Here is an 18,433-nt window from a genome sequence, read left to right as displayed (position 1 = left end):
CCCCACTACTCCGCGAATGTTTTCTCAAAATTAGTCAAATCATCATTCTTGCCCACCACAATCAGCACATCGTTTGCTTGGATTAGATCCTCCGCGTGCGGAGCGATATCTATGTGGGCCCCCGATTTAATTCCCATCACGTTGCAGCCGTATTTCGCACGGATGTCCAGCTGCCGTAAACTTTTGCCGACCATTGACCGGGTGGCTTTGATCTCCACAATGCTGTGGTCGTCGGACAGTTCAATATAATCAATAATATTGGATGAAATCAAATGGTGCGCCACACGCTGCCCCATGTCCCGTTCCGGATAAATCACTTTATCCGCGCCAACTTTTCTCACAACTTTGCCGTGCAGCTCATCTTGGGCTTTTACGACGACTTTGGGCGCGCCGATCTCTTTTAATATAATGGTAGTTAATATGCTAGCTTGAATATCTTCCCCAATTGCAACCACGACCACGTCAAAATTTCGCAGACCTAGCGCCCGCAGAGCATCCTCATCGGTGGAATCGGCCTGTACTACATGGGTGACTATGCTCGCCACCTCTTGGGTGCGCTGCTCGCTGCTATCTATCGCCAACACTTCAAATCCAAGACCTGACAAGGTTTTCGCAACGCTGGTTCCGAATCTGCCCATGCCGATAACCGCGAATTGTTTTTTCATCAAATCAGCCCCTTTTACCGCCGCAATTCATGACTGTGCTGCAAATAGTTTCACTATTATACCATAAAAGCGGCGAGGGATGGCACGGGCATGAATTGACAAGAACTGGCGCATATTAATCAAAGTACACCAAGTTATGAAAAGTGAGGAATCCATATGAACCTAGACCTCAGACAAGCAGTGGTGCAGCGTGTTGCGGACAAAAACAACGAGGAACTGTTCGACGTGATCCAGGGTTCCATCGGCGGACAGGAGCAAGTACTGCCCGGACTGGGCGTGTTGTTCGAAATCATCTGGCAGCATAGCGCATCGGAATTACAGAACCAGATGGTTTCATCTTTGCAGGAACATCTGGCGCAGCACACAGCAGGCTGAATCAAAACAAAGCCGTGATCGGGCCCACGCTCACTCGTAAGAAAGCGTGGACAAGGCCGCGGCTTTTTTGACGCTGGCTTCAAGTAACTGGCCAGATCTTCACCACATGTCTGTGGCGGGCGATGCATTACCGTGCACAGCACCTCTGTCACAGTCCGCCAAGGTACGCCAAGGCCGGCAGGTGCTACTTCTGCTAATCCAGCATGCCCTTGACCAAGCCACCCGGCATCGGCTGCGGCGTCTCGCAAGTGCTTTGCATAATGTAGTGCTTGCCCTCCTGCGATGCGTCATGAAACCCGTGCATCGCTTCCAAAACATGATATGCCAGCTCACCGCTCGCCCTGTTGCGGCGCCCGCTGTGGATGGCGAAGGCCATATCCAGCACGCCCAACCCCCGGCTGTTTTCCGTATAGCCATGCGTCAACGGAATCTCACTGAATTCTTTTGCATCATGCCGTCGAACCAGCACAGGCCCGCCAAATGTGTTCGGATCGGGAACAATTAAAGTACCTTCGCTGCCATAGATCTCAATGCGCGGGAGCAGTGTGCCGCCGAACGCGTCGAAGCTTGTAATGATGGTCCCGATCGCTCCACTATGGAAGTCCATAACCCCCGCGATGTGAGTCGGCGTCTCCACCGTGATCTTATTTCCGAACTTCGGAGTGCTCGTGATCGTGCGCTCGGGATAAGAAATTTTCGCTGAACCCGTGACACGCTGAATCGGCCCCAGTAAGGCTACCAACGCGGTCAAGTAGTACGGGCCCATATCAAACATCGGTCCGCCGCCCGGCGCATAATAAAATTCCGGATCGGGATGCCAATGCTCATGCCCGCGGCCGATCATAAAGGCGGAAGCAGCCACCGGCGTGCCGATCCATCCATCTTGGATCAGCTTGACGCAGGTTTGAATGCCGCCTCCTAGAAACGTGTCTGGGGCGCTGCCCACCAGCAGTCCGTTCCGCTCTGCTACGGCCAGAATGTGCTGACCCTCCTCGCGAGTGACCGCCAGCGGTTTCTCCACGTAGACATGCTTCCCCGCTTCCAGCGCCTGAACGCATATTTGCGCGTGCGCCGCGGGAATAGTCAAGTTGATGACCACATCGATCCCGGGATCAGCCAGCAGTTCGGCTACAGAGCAGGCCCTCGGAATACCGTGCTCCTCCGCGCTCGCTTTTGCACGAGACACATTTAAATCGGCGCAAGCCACCACTTCGAGCACGGAAAATGTTTTACAATTGGTGAAGTAAATCCCGCTGATCTTGCCGCACCCTATAATTCCTACTCTCAGCTTATCCAACATTAGGTCGCTCCTCCCCGCGAATGTTCGGCTGGTTAATTACTGTCGCCCATGCCGCTGTACCTGGCATCGCTGGTAACACCATGCCGCGCTGCAGCGGCTTTCTTGCCTTCGGCCGCCCATAGAAATCCCCGACGCATCATCAGTGTGACCTCAGGCATCTCCACGATATTGGCCAGATGGCCGAGGGAACAGTAATACACTCGCCCTGCGCCCCAACGCTTAGTCCACACGACAGGCATATCTACGGCGCCGTTCGTGGAATGCGGTCCTTCGATCACGGGAAACCGAGTCGTGGCCAGCACCTCCACCGCCGGGTCAATATGTAAATAGTACTGCTCGCTTTTTACTGTAAAATCCTGTATCCCCTCCAAAAGTGGGCTGGATGATTGCTTAATCTGAACCACGTACTCGACTCCGTCATTACCCGGGTGTGCCACCCATTGCCCGCCTGTCATGAATTGCCAGTCTACATTCTGACGGAACGCATCACACATCCCTCCATGGCAGCCCGCCAAGCCGACGCCGCTCTGCACTGCCGATGACACGTTGTTCACCCATTGCTTATCGATTTCGCCCATCGTCCACGCCGGAACGATTAAATCAAGGGACAGCAGCTTATCCGCGTCCGCGAAAGATTCCAAGGTGCCCGAAACTTCCACTTCAAAGCCGTCCTCCTCCAACAAGCGTTCAAAAATGCTTGCTACCTCTTGTGGTTGATGGCCTTGCCAACCCCCTTGTACGATTAAAGCTTTTTTCATTTCCCTCACCCCTTTACACTTCATCTACCCGGACCCAACGCCGCTCCGCAACCGAACGCTCAACTGCTTCCAACACTTCTTGGCATCTTACGCCGTCCTCGAAATTCGGAACCGGCTGACGGTTTTCTTCCAATGCCTGCATGAGCTCTACGACTTCATGGATAATGGTATGCTCATAGCCGATGGTGTGCCCCGCAGGCCACCAGGCATCCATGTAAGCGTGTGCAGGATCTGTAGCCAACACGCGCCGGAATCCTTGCACGTCATCCGCATCCTCAGTGAAAAATACCTGGAGCTCATTCATGCGCTCAAAATCGAATTTGACGCTGCCCTTACTTCCGTTGATTTCGAATGAATTGGTGCAGCGGTGTCCGGATGCATACCGTGTGGCCTCAAAACTGCCCAACGCTCCGTTTGCAAACCTGCTCATAAACAGCGTCGCATCGTCGACCGTGACGGATCCCTTGGGCGCGTCTTTGCTGCCCTTGGCACTTAGTCCAGCCATTTCGCTCGGCAGCGGCCGCTCCTTGATGAACGTTTCGCTCATACCGATCACTTCCGTCATGCCGCCTATCAAGTAATGCGCTAAGTCGACCAGGTGCGCCCCCAGGTCACCATGTGCACCGGAGCCTGCTATCTCTTTCTGCAGCCGCCACACAAGCGGGAATTCCGGATCAACGATCCAATCCTGCAAAAAAAAGGCACGGAAGTGGTAGATCTGGCCCAACCGGCCTTCTTCCACCAGCTTCTTCGCCAACCGCACCGCAGGCGCGAAGCGGTAATTGAAGCCAACCATGTGCTTCACACCTGCCGCCTCGGCCGCTTGCAGCATTTCACGTGCATCGTCAAGCGTGAGCGCAAGCGGCTTCTCGCAAAACAGGTGCTTCCCCGCACTTGCGCCGGCCAGGGCGATCTCCTTGTGCACATCGCTGGGTGCATTAATATCGAGCACATCGATATCATCCCGTGCCAGCAGCTCTCGCCAATCCGTGACATAGCCTTCCCATCCGAATTGGTCTGCGGCTTGGGCCACACCAGCCGCGTCGCGGCCGCAGATCAGCTTCATCGCCGGCCGCAGCGACTTGGGGAAAAACATCGGCAGATCTCGGTAAGCGTGGCTGTGCGCTTTACCCATAAATTTATAGCCGACCATACCCACACCAACATGCTGCTTCATCCAAATGAACCTCCCACAAAAATATTTTATGCAGCTTATATCAGAATACAGAAGATAAGCGCTTTCAAAATACACACGTCGGCACCTTCACGCTGCATTAGCGCAACTATGATAGGACGGTACAACCTATACCGGATTCCTTCAAACCAAGCGGCGCAGAGTCGCCGCACCTGTGCTTGTCGTGCGCAACGTCCCACCGATCGCCGCAGCTCCACTTACGCACGCATCATCCCGCCGTGCGGCAAGAGTCGCGGATGACAAGCTGCGTATCCAGCTTGATTCGAAAACCTCCCGGCTCCGCGTCGTCGATGATTTGGTTCAGCAGATGTTCCGCCGCGAGACGGCCCATCTCGTAAAACGGCACCGCCACAGTAGTAAGCGGCGGGTCGGTGACGCGGGCCGCGTCGGAGTCGTCATAACCTACGATGGCCAGATCCCTCCCTGCGATGAACCCGAGCTCGCGCAGACCCTGCATCAGCCCGATTGCCATACGGTCGTTAGCGGCAAACACAGCGTCAATCTCGCTCAGCTGCCGATGCATTGCCGCCGCGGCGCGTTGTCCGCTGGTTCTGCTGTAGTTGCCTTCATAGTAAAGCTGCTGCAGCCGCTGTGGATCGATGCCTACTTCACTCATGGCCTGCGTGTAACCACGCTTGCGGTCGGCACTGTTCGAAAACTCCGGCGAGCCGTTCAGAAAAGCAATCCTGGTGTACCCCTTTTTCAGCAAATGCTTCACCGCCTGATAGCTGCCGCCTGCGTGATCTGCATCAACTTCATTGAAGCGTTCCCCGGCAAAATGCTGATTGACCAGACAAAAAGGGTGGCCCGCTTCCTCCAACTGTTTTAACTGCCGCCTGTCGCGCGGCGTATCCGTGGCACCTAATATAACGCAGCCATCCACCTTCTGCGAACGAAAAATATCATTGTAATCGCCGGAATCATTCTGCTCACGAAAGATTAACAGCAGATCATACCCTTTTTCTCTCACGGCCGACCCGATTCCGCTTAACACCTCCGAAAAGTAATAAGTCGAGAACAGGTGTACTTTCGGAACATAAGGCAGAACTACTCCCAGATTTCCGCTCCTGCGCCGGGCAAAGCTTTGTGCAATCGCATTCGGATGATAGTTCAAAGCATTGGCTGCCGCCAGCACCCGCTGCCTTGTGTCTTCTTTCATCGGCCCGATGCCGTTAAACACGCGGGAAACGGTGGCCTCGGATACTCCGGCTAACTGGGCCACTTCCTTTCTTGTTACGATAAGTCCATCCCTCCCCGCCTTTCGGAAATCACACTATGTACACGCGTACATTTTCTCATGGCAGTATCTGGTTGTCAATGGGGATTCAGCCTGGGGTGTCAAAATACCACCTGCTCCGCCTGCTGCCAAGCTTTCACCATTATGCCCCGCTTCTTGCGCAAACCGGGCGGCCCGCCGGTGTTTTATGCAATCAGATACAGGCGGGTTGGCTTAGACAGGCGGCGGAGAACTGTCATTTTCGGGCGCGGGCCCATGAATTGCTGTAAATTCTTTTAAAAATACTTTTATCCTTCAGCCGTTTGAATATGAATGGATCCGGGGACGTATTTACTTCAAGCAGCCAAGGGTGAAGCTTATCGTCCAACGCAACGTCCAATCCGATCTCCCTCAGCCCCTGATACCTGGATTGCAGCTGGCGCGCGGTCTTCACACCAAGTCGACGCAGCTTCCTGATGTATTTCCGCGTCTTTTCTGTCGGCACATACGCCGCTAACAACGTTTCGACCGGTTTGATTGCCCCGCCATTGTGGAAGTTCGTGACGACCTTTTTCGGATGCGCTACCCGCCCAATCACTCCAGTGGTGACCCATTTGCTGCATGGCAGTTGTTGGACCATCACCCTGATATCGAAATGCCGGTTCTGGTAGGTTCTTAGTTGTATCCCTTTTTGCACCAAATAACGTCGTCGTCCCGTAATCTTCAGAATGGAACGAAACATTTGCTCGAAGCGGGCGAATCTGCTAATGTCGAATCCGAACTGGTAGCTGTACGGGCGTTCGTTAGAATTGGTGTCCATTTCAACCCGCATCACCCCATTGCCAAATCTCCCACAGTCCGGTTTAATATAGACCATGCCATACCGCTTCAACATCTCTTTTAGTGTTTCACGATCCATGGGCTTCGTGTCGGGAATATGATCGCGCAGCCCAGCCTCCTTTAGCAGCACTTCTGTTTTTTTCCATTTGCTAAGAATATGCCTACTCAATCTGCCTTTCATGGTAACCACCTTTCCGGATCTGCTTAATCAGACATACCGCACATCAGCTCTCGCCGTCCGTTCCGGCATTACATTGATCTACAGTTCTGGTTATCTATCACTCAACTAAAATACCGGCATAACCGGCACTGGCTATGATGACTTAGAATCCACGGAGGAAAATAAAGCAAAACCGCTGTGCCACCGTTTGCTTCCTGTGCCGGCCGCTGCAAACCAGATTCGCAGCACGCCTGCGTCCGCCTTCATTCAACCTTGCCCTCACATTATATGCTCTCTATGCGACAGCCCGTCAGAGACGTTCGTCTAACCTCGCGACAGAAAAAAAGCCCGGAGACCTTTCAAGGCCTCGGGCTTTTGGCGGTGCAAGAACATACAGTTCAAAGCATTAGGGTGCCGTCTCCAAAAACTTCGCAGTTGGATTCTTCTCTATGGCGGAGCGCATCGCATATTCACTTTCGAATAACACGACATAATTGTCTTTCTTATCCTTCACCAACTGCGAGTTAATGCGGAACTTGCCGGGATCTATTTTTTCCTTGTCTTCCACCAGCCAGCGTGCAAATTGATAGTTCATCCGCTGCAGTTGGACTTCCACGCCATATTCCGCTCTCATGCGGTGTTCAAATACTTCGAATTGAAGCTGACCGACAACACCGAGTATCATATCTTCGAAGCCGACCGTTTTAAACACCTGAATCGTGCCTTCCTCCGTGAGCTGGTCGACGCCTTTTTGAAACTGCTTATGCTTCAGCGCATTTTTGACCGTAACCTTGGAAAATAACTCCGGCGAGAAGGTAGGCAGTTCATCGAATTCCACTTTACCGCCTTGGCTTAAGGAGTCGCCAATCCGGAAGATACCTGGATCGAACAGTCCGATGATATCGCCCGGATAAGCCTCTTCGACAATGTCCCGGTCCTGAGCAAGAAACTGCTGCGGCTGCGCCAGCTTGATATCCTTGCCCACACGCACATGCTTGACTGACATCCCGCGCTCGAACTTGCCGGAGCAAATACGCAGGAACGCGATCCTGTCGCGGTGCGCCGGGTTCATATTCGCCTGGATTTTAAAAATATAACCTGAAAACTTCTGATTGGACGGATCGATCTCACCTTCACTGCTGCGCCGTGGAGTCGGGGCCGGAGCCAGCTTGAGAAAGTTTTCGAGAAACGTCTGTACGCCGAAACTATTGACCGCACTGCCGAAGAATACCGGCGTCAGCTCACCGCCGCGCACTTTGTCAAAATCGAATGCATCTCCGGCAACATCGAGCAGCTCCAAATCCTGGATCAGCTGATCATAATAATATTCGCCCGCAATTTCTTTCACCAGATCATCCTGATAGCCGCTTACCTTTTGCACTTGAATTTCCTTGTGATCATCGCCCTGGAACAGCTCGACTTGCGTCTGCGCGCGATCATACACGCCCCGGAACTGTTTGCCTGAGCCGATCGGCCAGTTCATCGGATACGAACGAATGCCGAGCACCTGTTCCAACTCTTCCAGCAGATCGAACGGGTTTCGACCTTCGCGATCCAGTTTATTGATAAACGTAAAAATCGGAATACCCCGTTTACGGCATACTTGAAAAAGCTTCTTTGTTTGCTCTTCGACCCCTTTTGCGGAGTCGATCAACATGACCGCGCTGTCCGCGGCAGTCAATGTGCGATAGGTGTCCTCGGAAAAGTCTTGGTGGCCCGGCGTATCCAAAATGTTCACGCGGTGTCCTTCATAATCAAACTGCATCACGCTGGAAGTAACCGAAATACCTCTCTGCTTCTCGATTTCCATCCAGTCCGATGTCGCATGTTTGCTCGCCTTGCGGCCCTTGACCGTACCTGCCAGACGTATCGCCCCTCCGAATAGGAGCAGCTTCTCCGTCAATGTTGTTTTCCCGGCATCCGGGTGAGAAATAATGGCGAAGGTACGGCGTTTTTCTACCTCTTCCTGCATCTTTTTTTGTGCCGTGTCGATACTCATTTGATTGATTGTTCCTTTCTTTTAAGTGATCTTGATGTCCCAATCCGCTTCGGGCAGCCAGCTGCGTTTGCTGAATTCACGTCCGCGTACAGTCACCCGGTCTTTAAACACCTGCACATACAGCCCTTGCGATTTATCCTTTCCAGCATTCTGGAAGCTGCGGTTAAGCACCCTCCCTACAGACGAATTGTGGAAATAATGAAATGATTCCTTAACATAATGCTCAGCGCCGTTCTGAAAGTCTTGATGGCGATGTCCGCAAAAAACGAACACATTTTTGAAGGGCTTCAGTATTTCACGGAACTGCTTGGCCCGTATTAGTTGATGCGTGCGTCCATCCGAGCCGATGGGAGGCAGCGGCTGATGTGTCATCACGAACATCGGTTTACCTGTATAATGTTTGTTGAGCTCTTCTTTGAACCAGTTCATTTGCTCATCCGAGTACCATGCGCCTTCTCCATATTCAGGCTTTTCTTGCACATAAGTCTCTTGCGAGAGCATGATCACTGGGTAGCCGTTCACCACGGCAGAGCTATAAATCTTTTCCTGATTAAAAAACTTCATAAACCGCTCACGTGCCATGGCGTCGGTCTTGCCATTAGGCATCGTGTCTTTGTTAAAAGCGCCGTTCTTATCAACCCAAATATCATAGTAGTCATGGTTCCCCATATTCGCGTAAATCGGAGGCAGCTTGAAACCGGACAGCAGCTTTTTCAGCTCGCGATAGCCGTCCTCGCCGCCAAAATCAGTCAAATCCCCAGTCAGAATAAGCGCATCGACGGGCGGCTCGAACTTGGTAATATCGTCTAACGCTTCTTTTAAATGTTTAGTCGTGTTCGGATCATAGCCTGAGATGTGGAGGTCACTTAGTATCATGAAGGAAAATAACGCAGCGTTTTCGTCTACTGCCGCGCGCTCAGTCTTCGCCTGCTCCTGCTTGGGCTGCGACAGGTCGGAGTCCGCATTCGGCTGCGACACATTCTGTGCATCCACCGCGCGCAGCAGCAGTTTATATAAGCCGGTCGCGGCGGCGCCAATTAAAATGAGCAAACCCAGAATCCATCGGACGAAAGCCCGTCTTGACATGACAAGGTACCTCCTGCTTTTTTGAGTTCATACCCCATTGTACGTAGCGCTTTCGTCACCGCGGACTGCGCGCTGTCAGACCGCTCCGGCAGGACGTCCACATCGGGCAAACTCACATAATTATATATCGGACACACACGTGTCCTTACATTATATCTTGTTACACCTGCTTCTGTACACTTGTTGCATACAACAATACGTAATTAAAGCCTGCAAGGTAGCACCGTTCTGTGTATATATTCCTATGTACTTTCTGGCGCCCCGGGGAAAAAATTCTGGTGGGCCCGGCTCTGGCTCCAGTCAAATAGACCCGGCGGCGGCTGGCAAACGTAGCGCAGCCGCCACTGCAACCTATCAACGCCCCCGCCGGGTCTGTAACAATAAAAAAAGGGCACGTACCTTGATAGTACGGGCCCTTGTTCAGCTGGCTGCCGCCGGCGCGGTTAATTGTCACCGTTGGGTGAACTCCCACGTCACTTCCCCTTCATCCTGTCCATTCACCGGCCACCAACGGAATCCGTCCTCGGCCAGCAGCTGCTGCGCCGCCTCCGGTCCCCATGTGCCCGCCGGATAAGAATGCAGGTTGTCCGAATCTTCTCGCCAAGCGGCAGCGATCTTATCGACATACTGCCAAGCGAGGGCAACTTCATCCCAACGGGTGAAGTAGGTTGAATCGCCGCGTGCTGCATCATGCAGCAGGCGTTCGTATGCCTCAGGCGTATTCAACCCGACCTGGCAGCTCTGGCAGAAATCCATCGCTACCGGCACGATCGCGCCATCGGAGCCGGGCTGCTTCGCGTTCATTTTGAAGTAGATGCCCTCCATCGGATTCACGCGGAACACGAGCAGGTTAGGCTCCAGCTTATGTTTTTTCGACAGATACACGTTATTCGGAACATTCTTGAACTCGACAACTACTTCCGTTGTTTTTACCGGCAGACGTTTGCCTGTGCGAATATAAAAAGGTACCCCTGCCCAACGGAAGTTATCGACGAACACACGGGCTGCGAAATACGTCTCGGTCGTTGATTGCTGATCAACAGATTCTTCCTGGCGGTAACCCGGTACCTGCTTCCCCTTCATATTGCCGGCGGTATACTGTCCCCGCACCGTATTCGCTCGTACCTCAGCGGAATCCTGGAACCAGCGCAGCGAGCGGAACACCTTGACCTTCTCATCGCGGATATCTTCCGGAGACAGCCGGCTCGGCGGTTCCATCGCCATCATGGCCAGCATTTGCAGCATATGGTTCTGCCCCATGTCCCGCAGTGCCCCGGAATGGTCGTAGTACCCTCCGCGTTCCTCTACGCCGACAGTTTCGCTGAGGGTAATTTGGATATTGGAAATGTACTTGTTATTCCATAACGGCTCGAAAATCGCATTTGCAAATCGAAGCACATTGATGTTCTGCACCATTTCTTTACCAAGGTAATGGTCGATGCGGTACACATCTTGCTCCTCAAACACCTCACGAATCTCGGCATTCAGCTTCTCAGCGGACGGCAGATCATAGCCGAAAGGCTTCTCGATCACCAGGCGCGTCCAGCCCGATGTTTCAAGCAGGCCTCCGGCCTTCAGATTATGCGATACATTTCCGAACAGCTCAGGAGCGAGCGCAAGATAAAACAACCTGTTCCCCCCGACATCGAACTTCTTGTCGAGTCTTTGCGTGGCCCGGCTGAGCTCCTTGAACCCCTCCACATCGTTGATGTCCAGCGACATATACTCGAAATGCTCTGCGAACGATTCCCATTGTTCGTCTCTGGTTACGTTATAGCGGGCAAACTCTTTGATGGACTCAAGCACATCTTCACGAAACTGGTCGTTGGTACGTGGCCTTCTCGCCAAGCCAATGACGGCAAAACGGTCTCCGAGCTTGCGCTCGCGATACAAACTGTAAATAGCCGGATACAATTTGCGGCGGGCTAAATCCCCGGTCGCGCCGAACAGGAGAAATACGGTATTAGTCATCGTATCATCATCTTTCATTATGTATTTTTGTATAAACCTACATTAGTGCACTCAGCAAACTTTATTAAGCATAACGAAATCCCTGGACAGATTCAACATTTGACGACAAAAATTCACCTAAAAAATAGGCGCCAGTGGAGTGGGCGAATAACCAGTCGCGACAAACGCACACGCATAGTCTGAATTAATAAATACCCATTGGAGGTGAGCAGGATGACGCCCATTCATCCGATTTCCGCACGAACATGCAGTCCGCATTACGGCAAGCCGGCGCTTGTCATTCTATCGGACGGTACAGAATTGGCAGGCACTTTAACCGGATACGACAAAGGTAAAATTATAATCAATGGCGAGAGCGGCGCAGCTGACAGCAGTATTTCATCTACAAGAAAAAAAACTCCCAAGAAAAAGAAAGCGCACGTGTCTCTTAGTGCCTATGAGACGCCCTCTTTGTTTGCGCCTGTCACTCCGTTCTCACGCAAATTAAGTCTAGAATCGTCCATGATAGCCCGGTTATTCGTGCTAAGTTAATGCGCCTCTGTCTTGTGCAGCAGCAGTGGGAGGCGGCCATCCCGCCCCCACCAGTCTGCCCACACGCAATATGTGGCACGGGTTAACTTCTTATGAGCAATATCTTGAAAGCAAAAACGAGACTCCGAGTGCATCTCGCTGTCCCGATAGTTACTGTGTTTCCGAAATTGTGTGCAGCGGTCGGTTAAGCTCTTCAGTGTTGACACGGAGGCCCCGGTAGGCAGGTATTACATCCGTTTCATCAACAAGTAACAACGGATCACTGCGTGATACTGAATGGGCTCAAATTGTTTTTGTTGATAAAACCGTTGTGCCGGCACATTGGCTTCATCGACCCAGACATAGATCTTGTTGCATCCAGCGCGCACCGCGGACCGTTCCGCAGCCTCCATCAACTGCGATCCCACTCCCTTTCCCTGATATTTCGGATCCACCGCCAGCATGTCGATGTGCATGCTTTGCCGGTTCTGCCTTAAGGAGATAAAGCCCGTGGACCTTTGCCCGCCGCCCACGGAGACAAGCGTAAGACAGGGGCGCAGCCGCTTCCGAATATCCGTAAGCCGTACGCGCACATCAGGCTGGCTTTTACGCGCATACGGGAGCAGCAGCTTAACCACGAGCCCCCAAATCACCTTATCGTCGTGCTGGGGAATGCGCTTGCGGATCAACGTCAATCGCCTCCAAAGAGAAAGATGTTCTTTATCTTATGAAGGGCTAGCAAGCTCTGCTATTTATTTCAAATATTTTTTGCCGACAAAACCCATAAACATTATAGAAATAACGACCACTATCACGATAACGGTCATATGAGCCCCATTCATGTTTCGTTCTCCTTGTGATTGCGTTAATTGATTATGATACAAACCGGTCTGCTTCGTGTCAAGCACATTATGCGTCGCTCGGTTCCGTACATGTCCCACCTACCGACGCCAACGAACAAAAAAGACGCCCCATCGGCCGTACCCTAGTCGGCGGCGTCTTATCGTCCGTCTGCTGCTTGCCAGCGGATGCAGTCCCTCAGTCCGTTCCAACTGCGCATTTGCTCCCCTGTGAATGCAATTGCTTGCTGTATTCTAACGCTTGCTTGATTGCTTGCCGCTTCAACTGATTCATTCGTTCTTTTTCACCTAGTTCAAACCATTCATCCGTTCGATACAGGCAGATAAACGCCTGTTTTGCCGCCTCCATCGCGTACCTGCCGTCTTTTAGCATATATAATGTGCTTTGATAACAGCTGCTTTCATATTGCCGGAGCAAAGCCACCTTCTCGCGATGCCCCCATGGAGAAACAACCTCGTCTCTCACCTCTGCGACGCTAACGGTCATCCATATACCTCTCTTTCGGTCTTGTTGCACCATCAGTGGCGCAGGGTCTTGACTTCGTAATCTGCCGTTATCAATCCACCAGACCGTTTTTAAAAGCGTAAATTGCCGCCTGTGTGCGATCCTCCACGCCCAGCTTTGCCAAGATGTTGGTGACGTGATACTTGACCGTTTTCACACCGATAAACAGCTCGTCGGCGACATCCTGATTTGATTTGCCGGAAGCAATGAGCCGCAGCACTTCCATTTCGCGCTCAGTTAGCTGCTCATGCGCAGCTGCCACCGTTTTCGGCTGCCGAAACCGGTTCATGATCTTCGAAGCCACCTGCGATTCAAGGATGGACTGTCCATTGGCCGCCGCCCGGATGGCCTGAGCTATTTCCGCAGCTCTGGAGGTCTTCAGCAAGTAGCTGAACGCCCCCGCTTCGATGACAGGATACATTTTCTCATCATCCAAAAAACTCGTGAGCACAATTACCTTGCATTCCGGATATAGCTGCAGCAGCCGGAGCGTCGTCTCAATCCCATCCATGCCTTCCATCACCAGATCCATCAACACGACTTGCGGCTTATATTCCTGGGCCAGCCGGATGCCATCCGCACCGTTGCTGGCCTCACCCACCACTTCGATATCCTCCTCAGTGCTCAGTACTGCAGCTAAACCGATTCTCACCATCTCATGGTCATCCACAAGCAGCACCTTGATCGGGGTTACGCTCTCCATCACCGTCTCCTCCTTTCGCCATGATCGGCACTCGAATATCGATCCGGGTTCCTTTGCCTGGCGCGGTGATCAGGTTGATGGAACCTCCGATTTCGTTTACACGCTCCCGCATGGTGACTATGCCGTACGAAGCGTGCTTTTTGTCATCTAAATCAAAGCCCACCCCGTTGTCGCGAATGAGCAGCCTGACAGCATCCTCCGACGGCTGAGTTAATCTCACCTCGAGCTTCGTTGCTTTGGAGTGGCGCAGCGCATTCGACATCGCTTCTTGCACGATGCGGAACAGGTGATCTTCAATCCCCTTTGGCAGTTGCACATCCTCAATGAGTTCCCAATCGATTGCCATAGGGACCTTCGCGGTCAGCTCCTGCAAGAGCTCGACCAAGCCCTCGGACAGCCGTTTACCCTCCAGATGCACCGGACGCAAATGGAGCAGCAAAGCCCTCATTTCCGATTGTGCCACCGAGGCCATCTCCTCAATTAGTTGTATCTGCCTCTGCGCTTTGTCAAAATCTTTGTCAAGCGTCCGTCCAACTGCGGTGGCGGTCATTGAGATGGCGAACAGCTGCTGGCTGACCGCGTCGTGCAGTTCCCTAGCCAGCCTCTGCCGTTCCTCCACGATGGCGGAATATTTTGCTTTTTGCGCGAGCTGCGCGTTGTTGCTCGACAGTCGTTGCAGGGAGGTTACCTGGTCCTCCCACTTTTTTGTGATAAAATTCAACTGTTCTCCCAGTTGGCCAATTTCGTCCTCACCGATCGGAGGTACCGTGCGGCTCAAATTCCCTTTTTCCAGAGTGAGCATCACCTCGCGCAGCAGCTCCAGCCGGCGCTTCATTTTGCTGCTGTGCCACAGACCGTAGACGCCGCCGATGAAGGCTACGATGACGATCAGCGTCAGACTCACCCGGACACCCTCCTGCCAGGTTGTGAACGCCTTTATGTACCCGTTGGAGCTGAGAAAGTACAGAATCACGCCAAACAAAACAAGGCTGAGCCCCATTGACTCACCCATGCTGCGCCAAATCATACTGGTCAGACGTTTTTCGTGCCGCTCCATATGCTACCGTACCTCCAAACCGCGCATCACCGTTGCATGGCGGTCATACTATCTTAATGTCTATATCTGCTGCGATATATGAGATTATCAGTTTCACTTGGTGGTCCGCCGTTTCATAGTTGGCTGACTGCCATACCGTTTTGTTTAAAATGCCAGATTCCTTATGCGGACCTACGTCCGATTGCCCGAACAGCACGGATAACACAACGGACACGCCCATATCCTCCGGTACAATGATGTCCACATCCGCGACAACTCCTTGCAGCACCAGTGTGGTCTCCCTTTGCTCAGGAATGGCGTAAGTCAAATCAATCTGCATCTCCGCGATCACGTTCCATATGGAACTGTTACGCAAAATCCACGGTTCTTTGCCCCACCGGATGCTTTCAATCAAGCTCTTTTTCACATAGCTTGCTTGACTGTGAAGCTGCTTGGACCGAATGTAGAATAATCCTAATGATATGAGTATGACGGCAATCAACAGCAATACGTTGCGGCCAAGCAGAATCACCGCTCCGAGGCCAATCAATATATAGCCTTTGCGAGGCTCCGCCGAACGGATTTTTTTGATTCCGAAAAAAACAAATATGAGAGCCAGCACGGTGAAAATGCTCCAGTGATTGTTCGCCAGCAAAAGAACGCCGACACCGATCAAGATTAATGCGACATTGCGATTGTGGTTCCGGTTTCGGTTCATGCGGCTTTGCCAGTCTCTCATCCGTGCTGCCTCCCTTCTTATGTCTCGTGTGCGCTATAGGCTAAAAGCCATAGTGGCGTGAGAACTGCCCCATGGCTTTGACCTTACATAGCATATCACAATTTACGTGGCGCACAAAAGAGATTTTTGCTCCCGTTGGGCGGCTCGTATAGGTTTTTATTGGGATTGCTCGGAGCCTAATTTCTCCTTTAACAGCTGTAGTTGATCATCTACTTTTTGCTGCTTGGCCGCATCTGCCTCCTGGTAGCCACCGACTGTATAACCCGCACCAGGCACATATGAATCGCTGACGTGCGGCTTGGTGACAAGCTCCGCTTCTACTTCCAATGCCATAATTTTCTCTTCCATGCGACGGAACCCTTTCACGGCATGACCACCCTCAATTACGTTGTTAGCCGTAACTTCCGCCATTTGCCGCTTCGCTTTCGCCAGCTGCGTGCGGGCCACCAACTCGCTCCGCTTATTGCGCATCTGATAGAATGCATCCTTCATTTCGTGCAGCTGCTGAACGAGCTCCGCAGCCTGGCTTTTCGCCTGCTCATGCGTTTCCGCATACTCGGCAGTTTTTCCCTCGTAGTACAATTTTTGCTCCAACGCCTGGCGGGCTGCCGCTTCCTGCCCGTTTCTCAACGCGTCCTTCGCCTGCTCCTCCTGCTCCGCGGTCAAACGTACCGCCTCATCCAACTGAGTTTTTAGCTTGCGCTCGTTCGCAATTTGGCGTGCAACCGTCACCTCGGCTTTGGCAATCTCCTCTTCCATATCGCGCAGATATTGATTGAGCATCACAATCGGGTCTTCCACCTTATCCAATGCCTCATGAATTGATGCCTTCGTCATATCCTTAATTCTCGAAAAGATTCCCATTGATCACACATCCCCTTTATTGGTTTGTTGGTTTTTCTCATACGCCGCGAGTTTAGCCCGCAGTTCTTGTATTTCTTTCCACATGGCCTTTTTTTCTATATCCTGCATTTTCTCGTCGAAATCAGATTGAGGCGCGCTCGCTCCCGGCTGTCCCTGAAACCCGTAGCCGGACTGGCTGTATTGCGCGTCATACGTATTGTGTTTACTGCTCCAGCCGGAGTGACCTTGCTTTGAGCCCCAATGTTTGCCCCAGTTTTGACCCCATTGCTGCGCATACTGTGATGCATTGTCCTGCCAGGCGCCTGGGCCCGGACTACCGAATCCCTGCGCCGGACCAAAGGGTCCTGCTATGAACGGTTCCTTCGGCACCACGATCACTGCCAAGAAGTACAGCGGGATCACTATTCCTCCGGAAAAGAATGTCGTTATAACTACCAGCAAACGAATCCAAATGGAGTCAATGCCCAGCTTTTCCGATATGCCTCCGCACAACCCTGATATATAACGGTCGGTACGTGAACGATATAATTTACTCATGACGCATCCAACCCTCCTGCTCGAGTTTCGATTTCAGCTTAGCCATCTCCTGGTCAAGCTCGTGAGACGCTGCGCTGCCGGCGGCTTCCGCTCCGCGCCCATACATTCTCACTTCGCGCAAGGTCCGAGCCGACAACTCCATATCGCTTACGCGCTCTTCCAGTCTGTCGAACATCCGGGGAGAAGTGCCCCCCGTGCCCAGCCCCATGCTGCGCAAACGTTCATTCATGCGCTGCTGCAGGCGGATGCTCTCGAGCCGGGCAATGTAATAGCTGCGCTTCGCAGCAATCTCGTCGAAATCCGCTTTGATTTGCTGCAGCTGCGACTCCAACTCAACGATGCCGAGCTTGCTCTGCTCGTAGAGCGCTCTATACTGCTCGCTGCGCTCCTCTTGCTGCAGTTTGTCTTGCAGCGCAATGCGGGCCATGCCCTCTTCGCCTGCCTTCATGGCGATGAACGCTTGTTCTTCGCGGCGTTCCTTCAGCTGTGCGGCTGTCAGGTATGTCTGCCGCAGCGTTGCCGCATGAGATAAACACTGTTGCAATAGCCTCTCCGACTCGCGGATATGCTCCGCTTGAGAGCTCAAATATTTGTCAATTAAACGTACCGGATCTTCCGATTGCTCTAACATTTCATTGAAGGTTGCTACCGTAATATCTCTGAACCGCTTGCTCAAACTCATACTCTAACCATCCTTTCCCGAACTCCCGTACGATTAGATTAGTAAACGCTGGATTTCTTTGTTAGCATGCAGCATCCGTAGATGATCAGCCCAATAGCAAAGGCAATCGCGATCAATCCGGACAGCTTCGCCAACAAAATCAAACCGCCGATGGCCATGAAAATCAGTCCGAAAAAAGATTTGCCATTTTTTACTCCCACCCAGCCCAAACCAATCAACGCGACTGGAAACAGATAGTTCATAATGTAACCGGTGTGGACGCCAAATTTATTCAGCAAGATCAGCGCTCCGAGCATGATCAGCAGCAGAGCAAATCCGCTTTGTCGATTCAGTCTCATTTATGTATCACCGCCTTCCGTTGTGTGTTGTCGTTTCTTTATGTCTTTATTGTAGGGTTTTACACAGCTTTCCAAAACGGACCTGCGGCGGTTT

At 52.3% G+C, this 18,433-nt stretch carries 20 protein-coding genes; 2 read left to right on the top strand and 18 right to left on the bottom strand.

Annotated features, from left to right (window positions below; all coding sequences use genetic code 11):
- Positions 1–5 precede the first annotated feature (5 nt).
- A complete protein-coding gene (locus tag CBW46_RS07510; RefSeq protein ID WP_279386457.1) occupies positions 6–692 on the bottom strand; it encodes a potassium channel family protein in 687 nt (228 codons plus the stop codon).
- A 129-nt stretch (positions 693–821) separates the two neighbouring features.
- Between CBW46_RS07510 and sspI the strand changes: the two genes are divergently transcribed.
- Entirely contained in the window at positions 822–1,040 is a 219-nt protein-coding gene (sspI, locus tag CBW46_RS07505; RefSeq protein ID WP_089199406.1) for a small acid-soluble spore protein SspI, read from the top strand.
- 193 nt (positions 1,041–1,233) lie between these two features.
- Here the strand turns inward: sspI and CBW46_RS07500 are convergent, their stop codons facing one another.
- The 8 genes from CBW46_RS07500 to zwf form a co-directional block, all read right to left on the bottom strand.
- Entirely contained in the window at positions 1,234–2,340 is a 1,107-nt protein-coding gene (locus CBW46_RS07500; RefSeq protein WP_089199405.1) for a Gfo/Idh/MocA family protein, read from the bottom strand.
- A 32-nt stretch (positions 2,341–2,372) separates the two neighbouring features.
- On the bottom strand, positions 2,373–3,098 hold the full coding sequence (locus tag CBW46_RS07495; RefSeq protein ID WP_089199404.1) for a ThuA domain-containing protein: 726 nt from the start codon (positions 3,096–3,098) through the stop codon (positions 2,373–2,375).
- Positions 3,099–3,111: 13 nt separating this feature from the next.
- Positions 3,112–4,275: a Gfo/Idh/MocA family protein gene (locus tag CBW46_RS07490; protein ID WP_089199403.1), complete on the bottom strand. Its 1,164-nt coding sequence runs from the start codon at positions 4,273–4,275 to the stop codon at positions 3,112–3,114.
- A gap of 226 nt (positions 4,276–4,501) precedes the next feature.
- Positions 4,502–5,515: a LacI family DNA-binding transcriptional regulator gene (locus tag CBW46_RS07485; protein ID WP_243633217.1), complete on the bottom strand. Its 1,014-nt coding sequence runs from the start codon at positions 5,513–5,515 to the stop codon at positions 4,502–4,504.
- A 250-nt stretch (positions 5,516–5,765) separates the two neighbouring features.
- Positions 5,766–6,530 carry a YheC/YheD family protein gene (locus CBW46_RS07480; RefSeq protein WP_089199401.1) on the bottom strand — a complete coding sequence of 255 codons (765 nt, stop codon included), beginning with the start codon at positions 6,528–6,530 and terminating at the stop codon, positions 5,766–5,768.
- 385 nt (positions 6,531–6,915) lie between these two features.
- Entirely contained in the window at positions 6,916–8,508 is a 1,593-nt protein-coding gene (locus CBW46_RS07475) for a peptide chain release factor 3 (protein WP_089199400.1), read from the bottom strand.
- 21 nt (positions 8,509–8,529) lie between these two features.
- On the bottom strand, positions 8,530–9,594 hold the full coding sequence (locus tag CBW46_RS07470) for a metallophosphoesterase family protein (protein ID WP_089199399.1): 1,065 nt from the start codon (positions 9,592–9,594) through the stop codon (positions 8,530–8,532).
- Positions 9,595–10,044: 450 nt separating this feature from the next.
- Complete coding sequence (gene zwf / locus CBW46_RS07460) at positions 10,045–11,565, bottom strand: glucose-6-phosphate dehydrogenase (RefSeq protein ID WP_089199397.1); 1,521 nt, start codon at positions 11,563–11,565, stop codon at positions 10,045–10,047.
- A 213-nt stretch (positions 11,566–11,778) separates the two neighbouring features.
- Here zwf and CBW46_RS07455 point away from each other — a divergent pair, with 213 nt between their 5' ends.
- Positions 11,779–12,096 carry a hypothetical protein gene (locus CBW46_RS07455; protein ID WP_089199396.1) on the top strand — a complete coding sequence of 106 codons (318 nt, stop codon included), beginning with the start codon at positions 11,779–11,781 and terminating at the stop codon, positions 12,094–12,096.
- A 227-nt stretch (positions 12,097–12,323) separates the two neighbouring features.
- Here CBW46_RS07455 and CBW46_RS07450 read toward each other — a convergent pair whose 3' ends face one another.
- The 9 genes from CBW46_RS07450 to CBW46_RS07410 all read right to left on the bottom strand — a co-directional run bounded on the left by CBW46_RS07450 (position 12,324) and on the right by CBW46_RS07410 (position 18,339).
- Positions 12,324–12,764 (bottom strand): GNAT family N-acetyltransferase, encoded by a 441-nt coding sequence (locus CBW46_RS07450; protein WP_089199395.1) that lies wholly within the window; start codon positions 12,762–12,764, stop codon positions 12,324–12,326.
- 349 nt (positions 12,765–13,113) lie between these two features.
- Positions 13,114–13,422 carry a hypothetical protein gene (locus CBW46_RS07445; protein WP_089199394.1) on the bottom strand — a complete coding sequence of 103 codons (309 nt, stop codon included), beginning with the start codon at positions 13,420–13,422 and terminating at the stop codon, positions 13,114–13,116.
- Between the two features lie 70 nt (positions 13,423–13,492).
- Positions 13,493–14,143 carry a response regulator transcription factor gene (locus CBW46_RS07440; RefSeq protein WP_089199393.1) on the bottom strand — a complete coding sequence of 217 codons (651 nt, stop codon included), beginning with the start codon at positions 14,141–14,143 and terminating at the stop codon, positions 13,493–13,495.
- Positions 14,103–15,200 carry a sensor histidine kinase gene (locus CBW46_RS07435; RefSeq protein WP_089199392.1) on the bottom strand — a complete coding sequence of 366 codons (1,098 nt, stop codon included), beginning with the start codon at positions 15,198–15,200 and terminating at the stop codon, positions 14,103–14,105. Before CBW46_RS07435 ends, CBW46_RS07440 begins: the two co-directional genes overlap by 41 nt.
- A 43-nt stretch (positions 15,201–15,243) precedes the next feature.
- The gene (gene liaF, locus CBW46_RS07430; protein ID WP_165842224.1) at positions 15,244–15,918 is read right to left on the bottom strand and encodes a cell wall-active antibiotics response protein LiaF; all 675 of its coding nucleotides are present in this window, start codon (positions 15,916–15,918) and stop codon (positions 15,244–15,246) included.
- A 156-nt stretch (positions 15,919–16,074) separates the two neighbouring features.
- A complete protein-coding gene (locus CBW46_RS07425; protein WP_089199391.1) occupies positions 16,075–16,782 on the bottom strand; it encodes a PspA/IM30 family protein in 708 nt (235 codons plus the stop codon).
- Positions 16,783–16,785: 3 nt separating this feature from the next.
- A complete protein-coding gene (locus CBW46_RS07420) occupies positions 16,786–17,319 on the bottom strand; it encodes a PspC domain-containing protein (RefSeq protein ID WP_089199390.1) in 534 nt (177 codons plus the stop codon).
- Positions 17,312–18,001 (bottom strand): PspA/IM30 family protein, encoded by a 690-nt coding sequence (locus CBW46_RS07415; protein WP_089199389.1) that lies wholly within the window; start codon positions 17,999–18,001, stop codon positions 17,312–17,314. The genes CBW46_RS07420 and CBW46_RS07415 overlap by 8 nt, the downstream gene beginning before the upstream one ends.
- 38 nt (positions 18,002–18,039) lie before the next feature.
- On the bottom strand, positions 18,040–18,339 hold the full coding sequence (locus CBW46_RS07410; RefSeq protein WP_089199388.1) for a LiaF transmembrane domain-containing protein: 300 nt from the start codon (positions 18,337–18,339) through the stop codon (positions 18,040–18,042).
- Between the last annotated feature and the right edge of the window lie 94 nt (positions 18,340–18,433).

Origin of the sequence: Paenibacillus xerothermodurans (assembly GCF_002220865.2) — a bacterium.
GTDB lineage: Bacteria > Bacillota > Bacilli > Paenibacillales > NBRC-103111 > Paenibacillus_S > Paenibacillus_S xerothermodurans.
The sequence above is the reverse complement of the archived record's forward strand: the minus strand, read 5'-3'. Positions and strand labels throughout refer to the sequence as shown.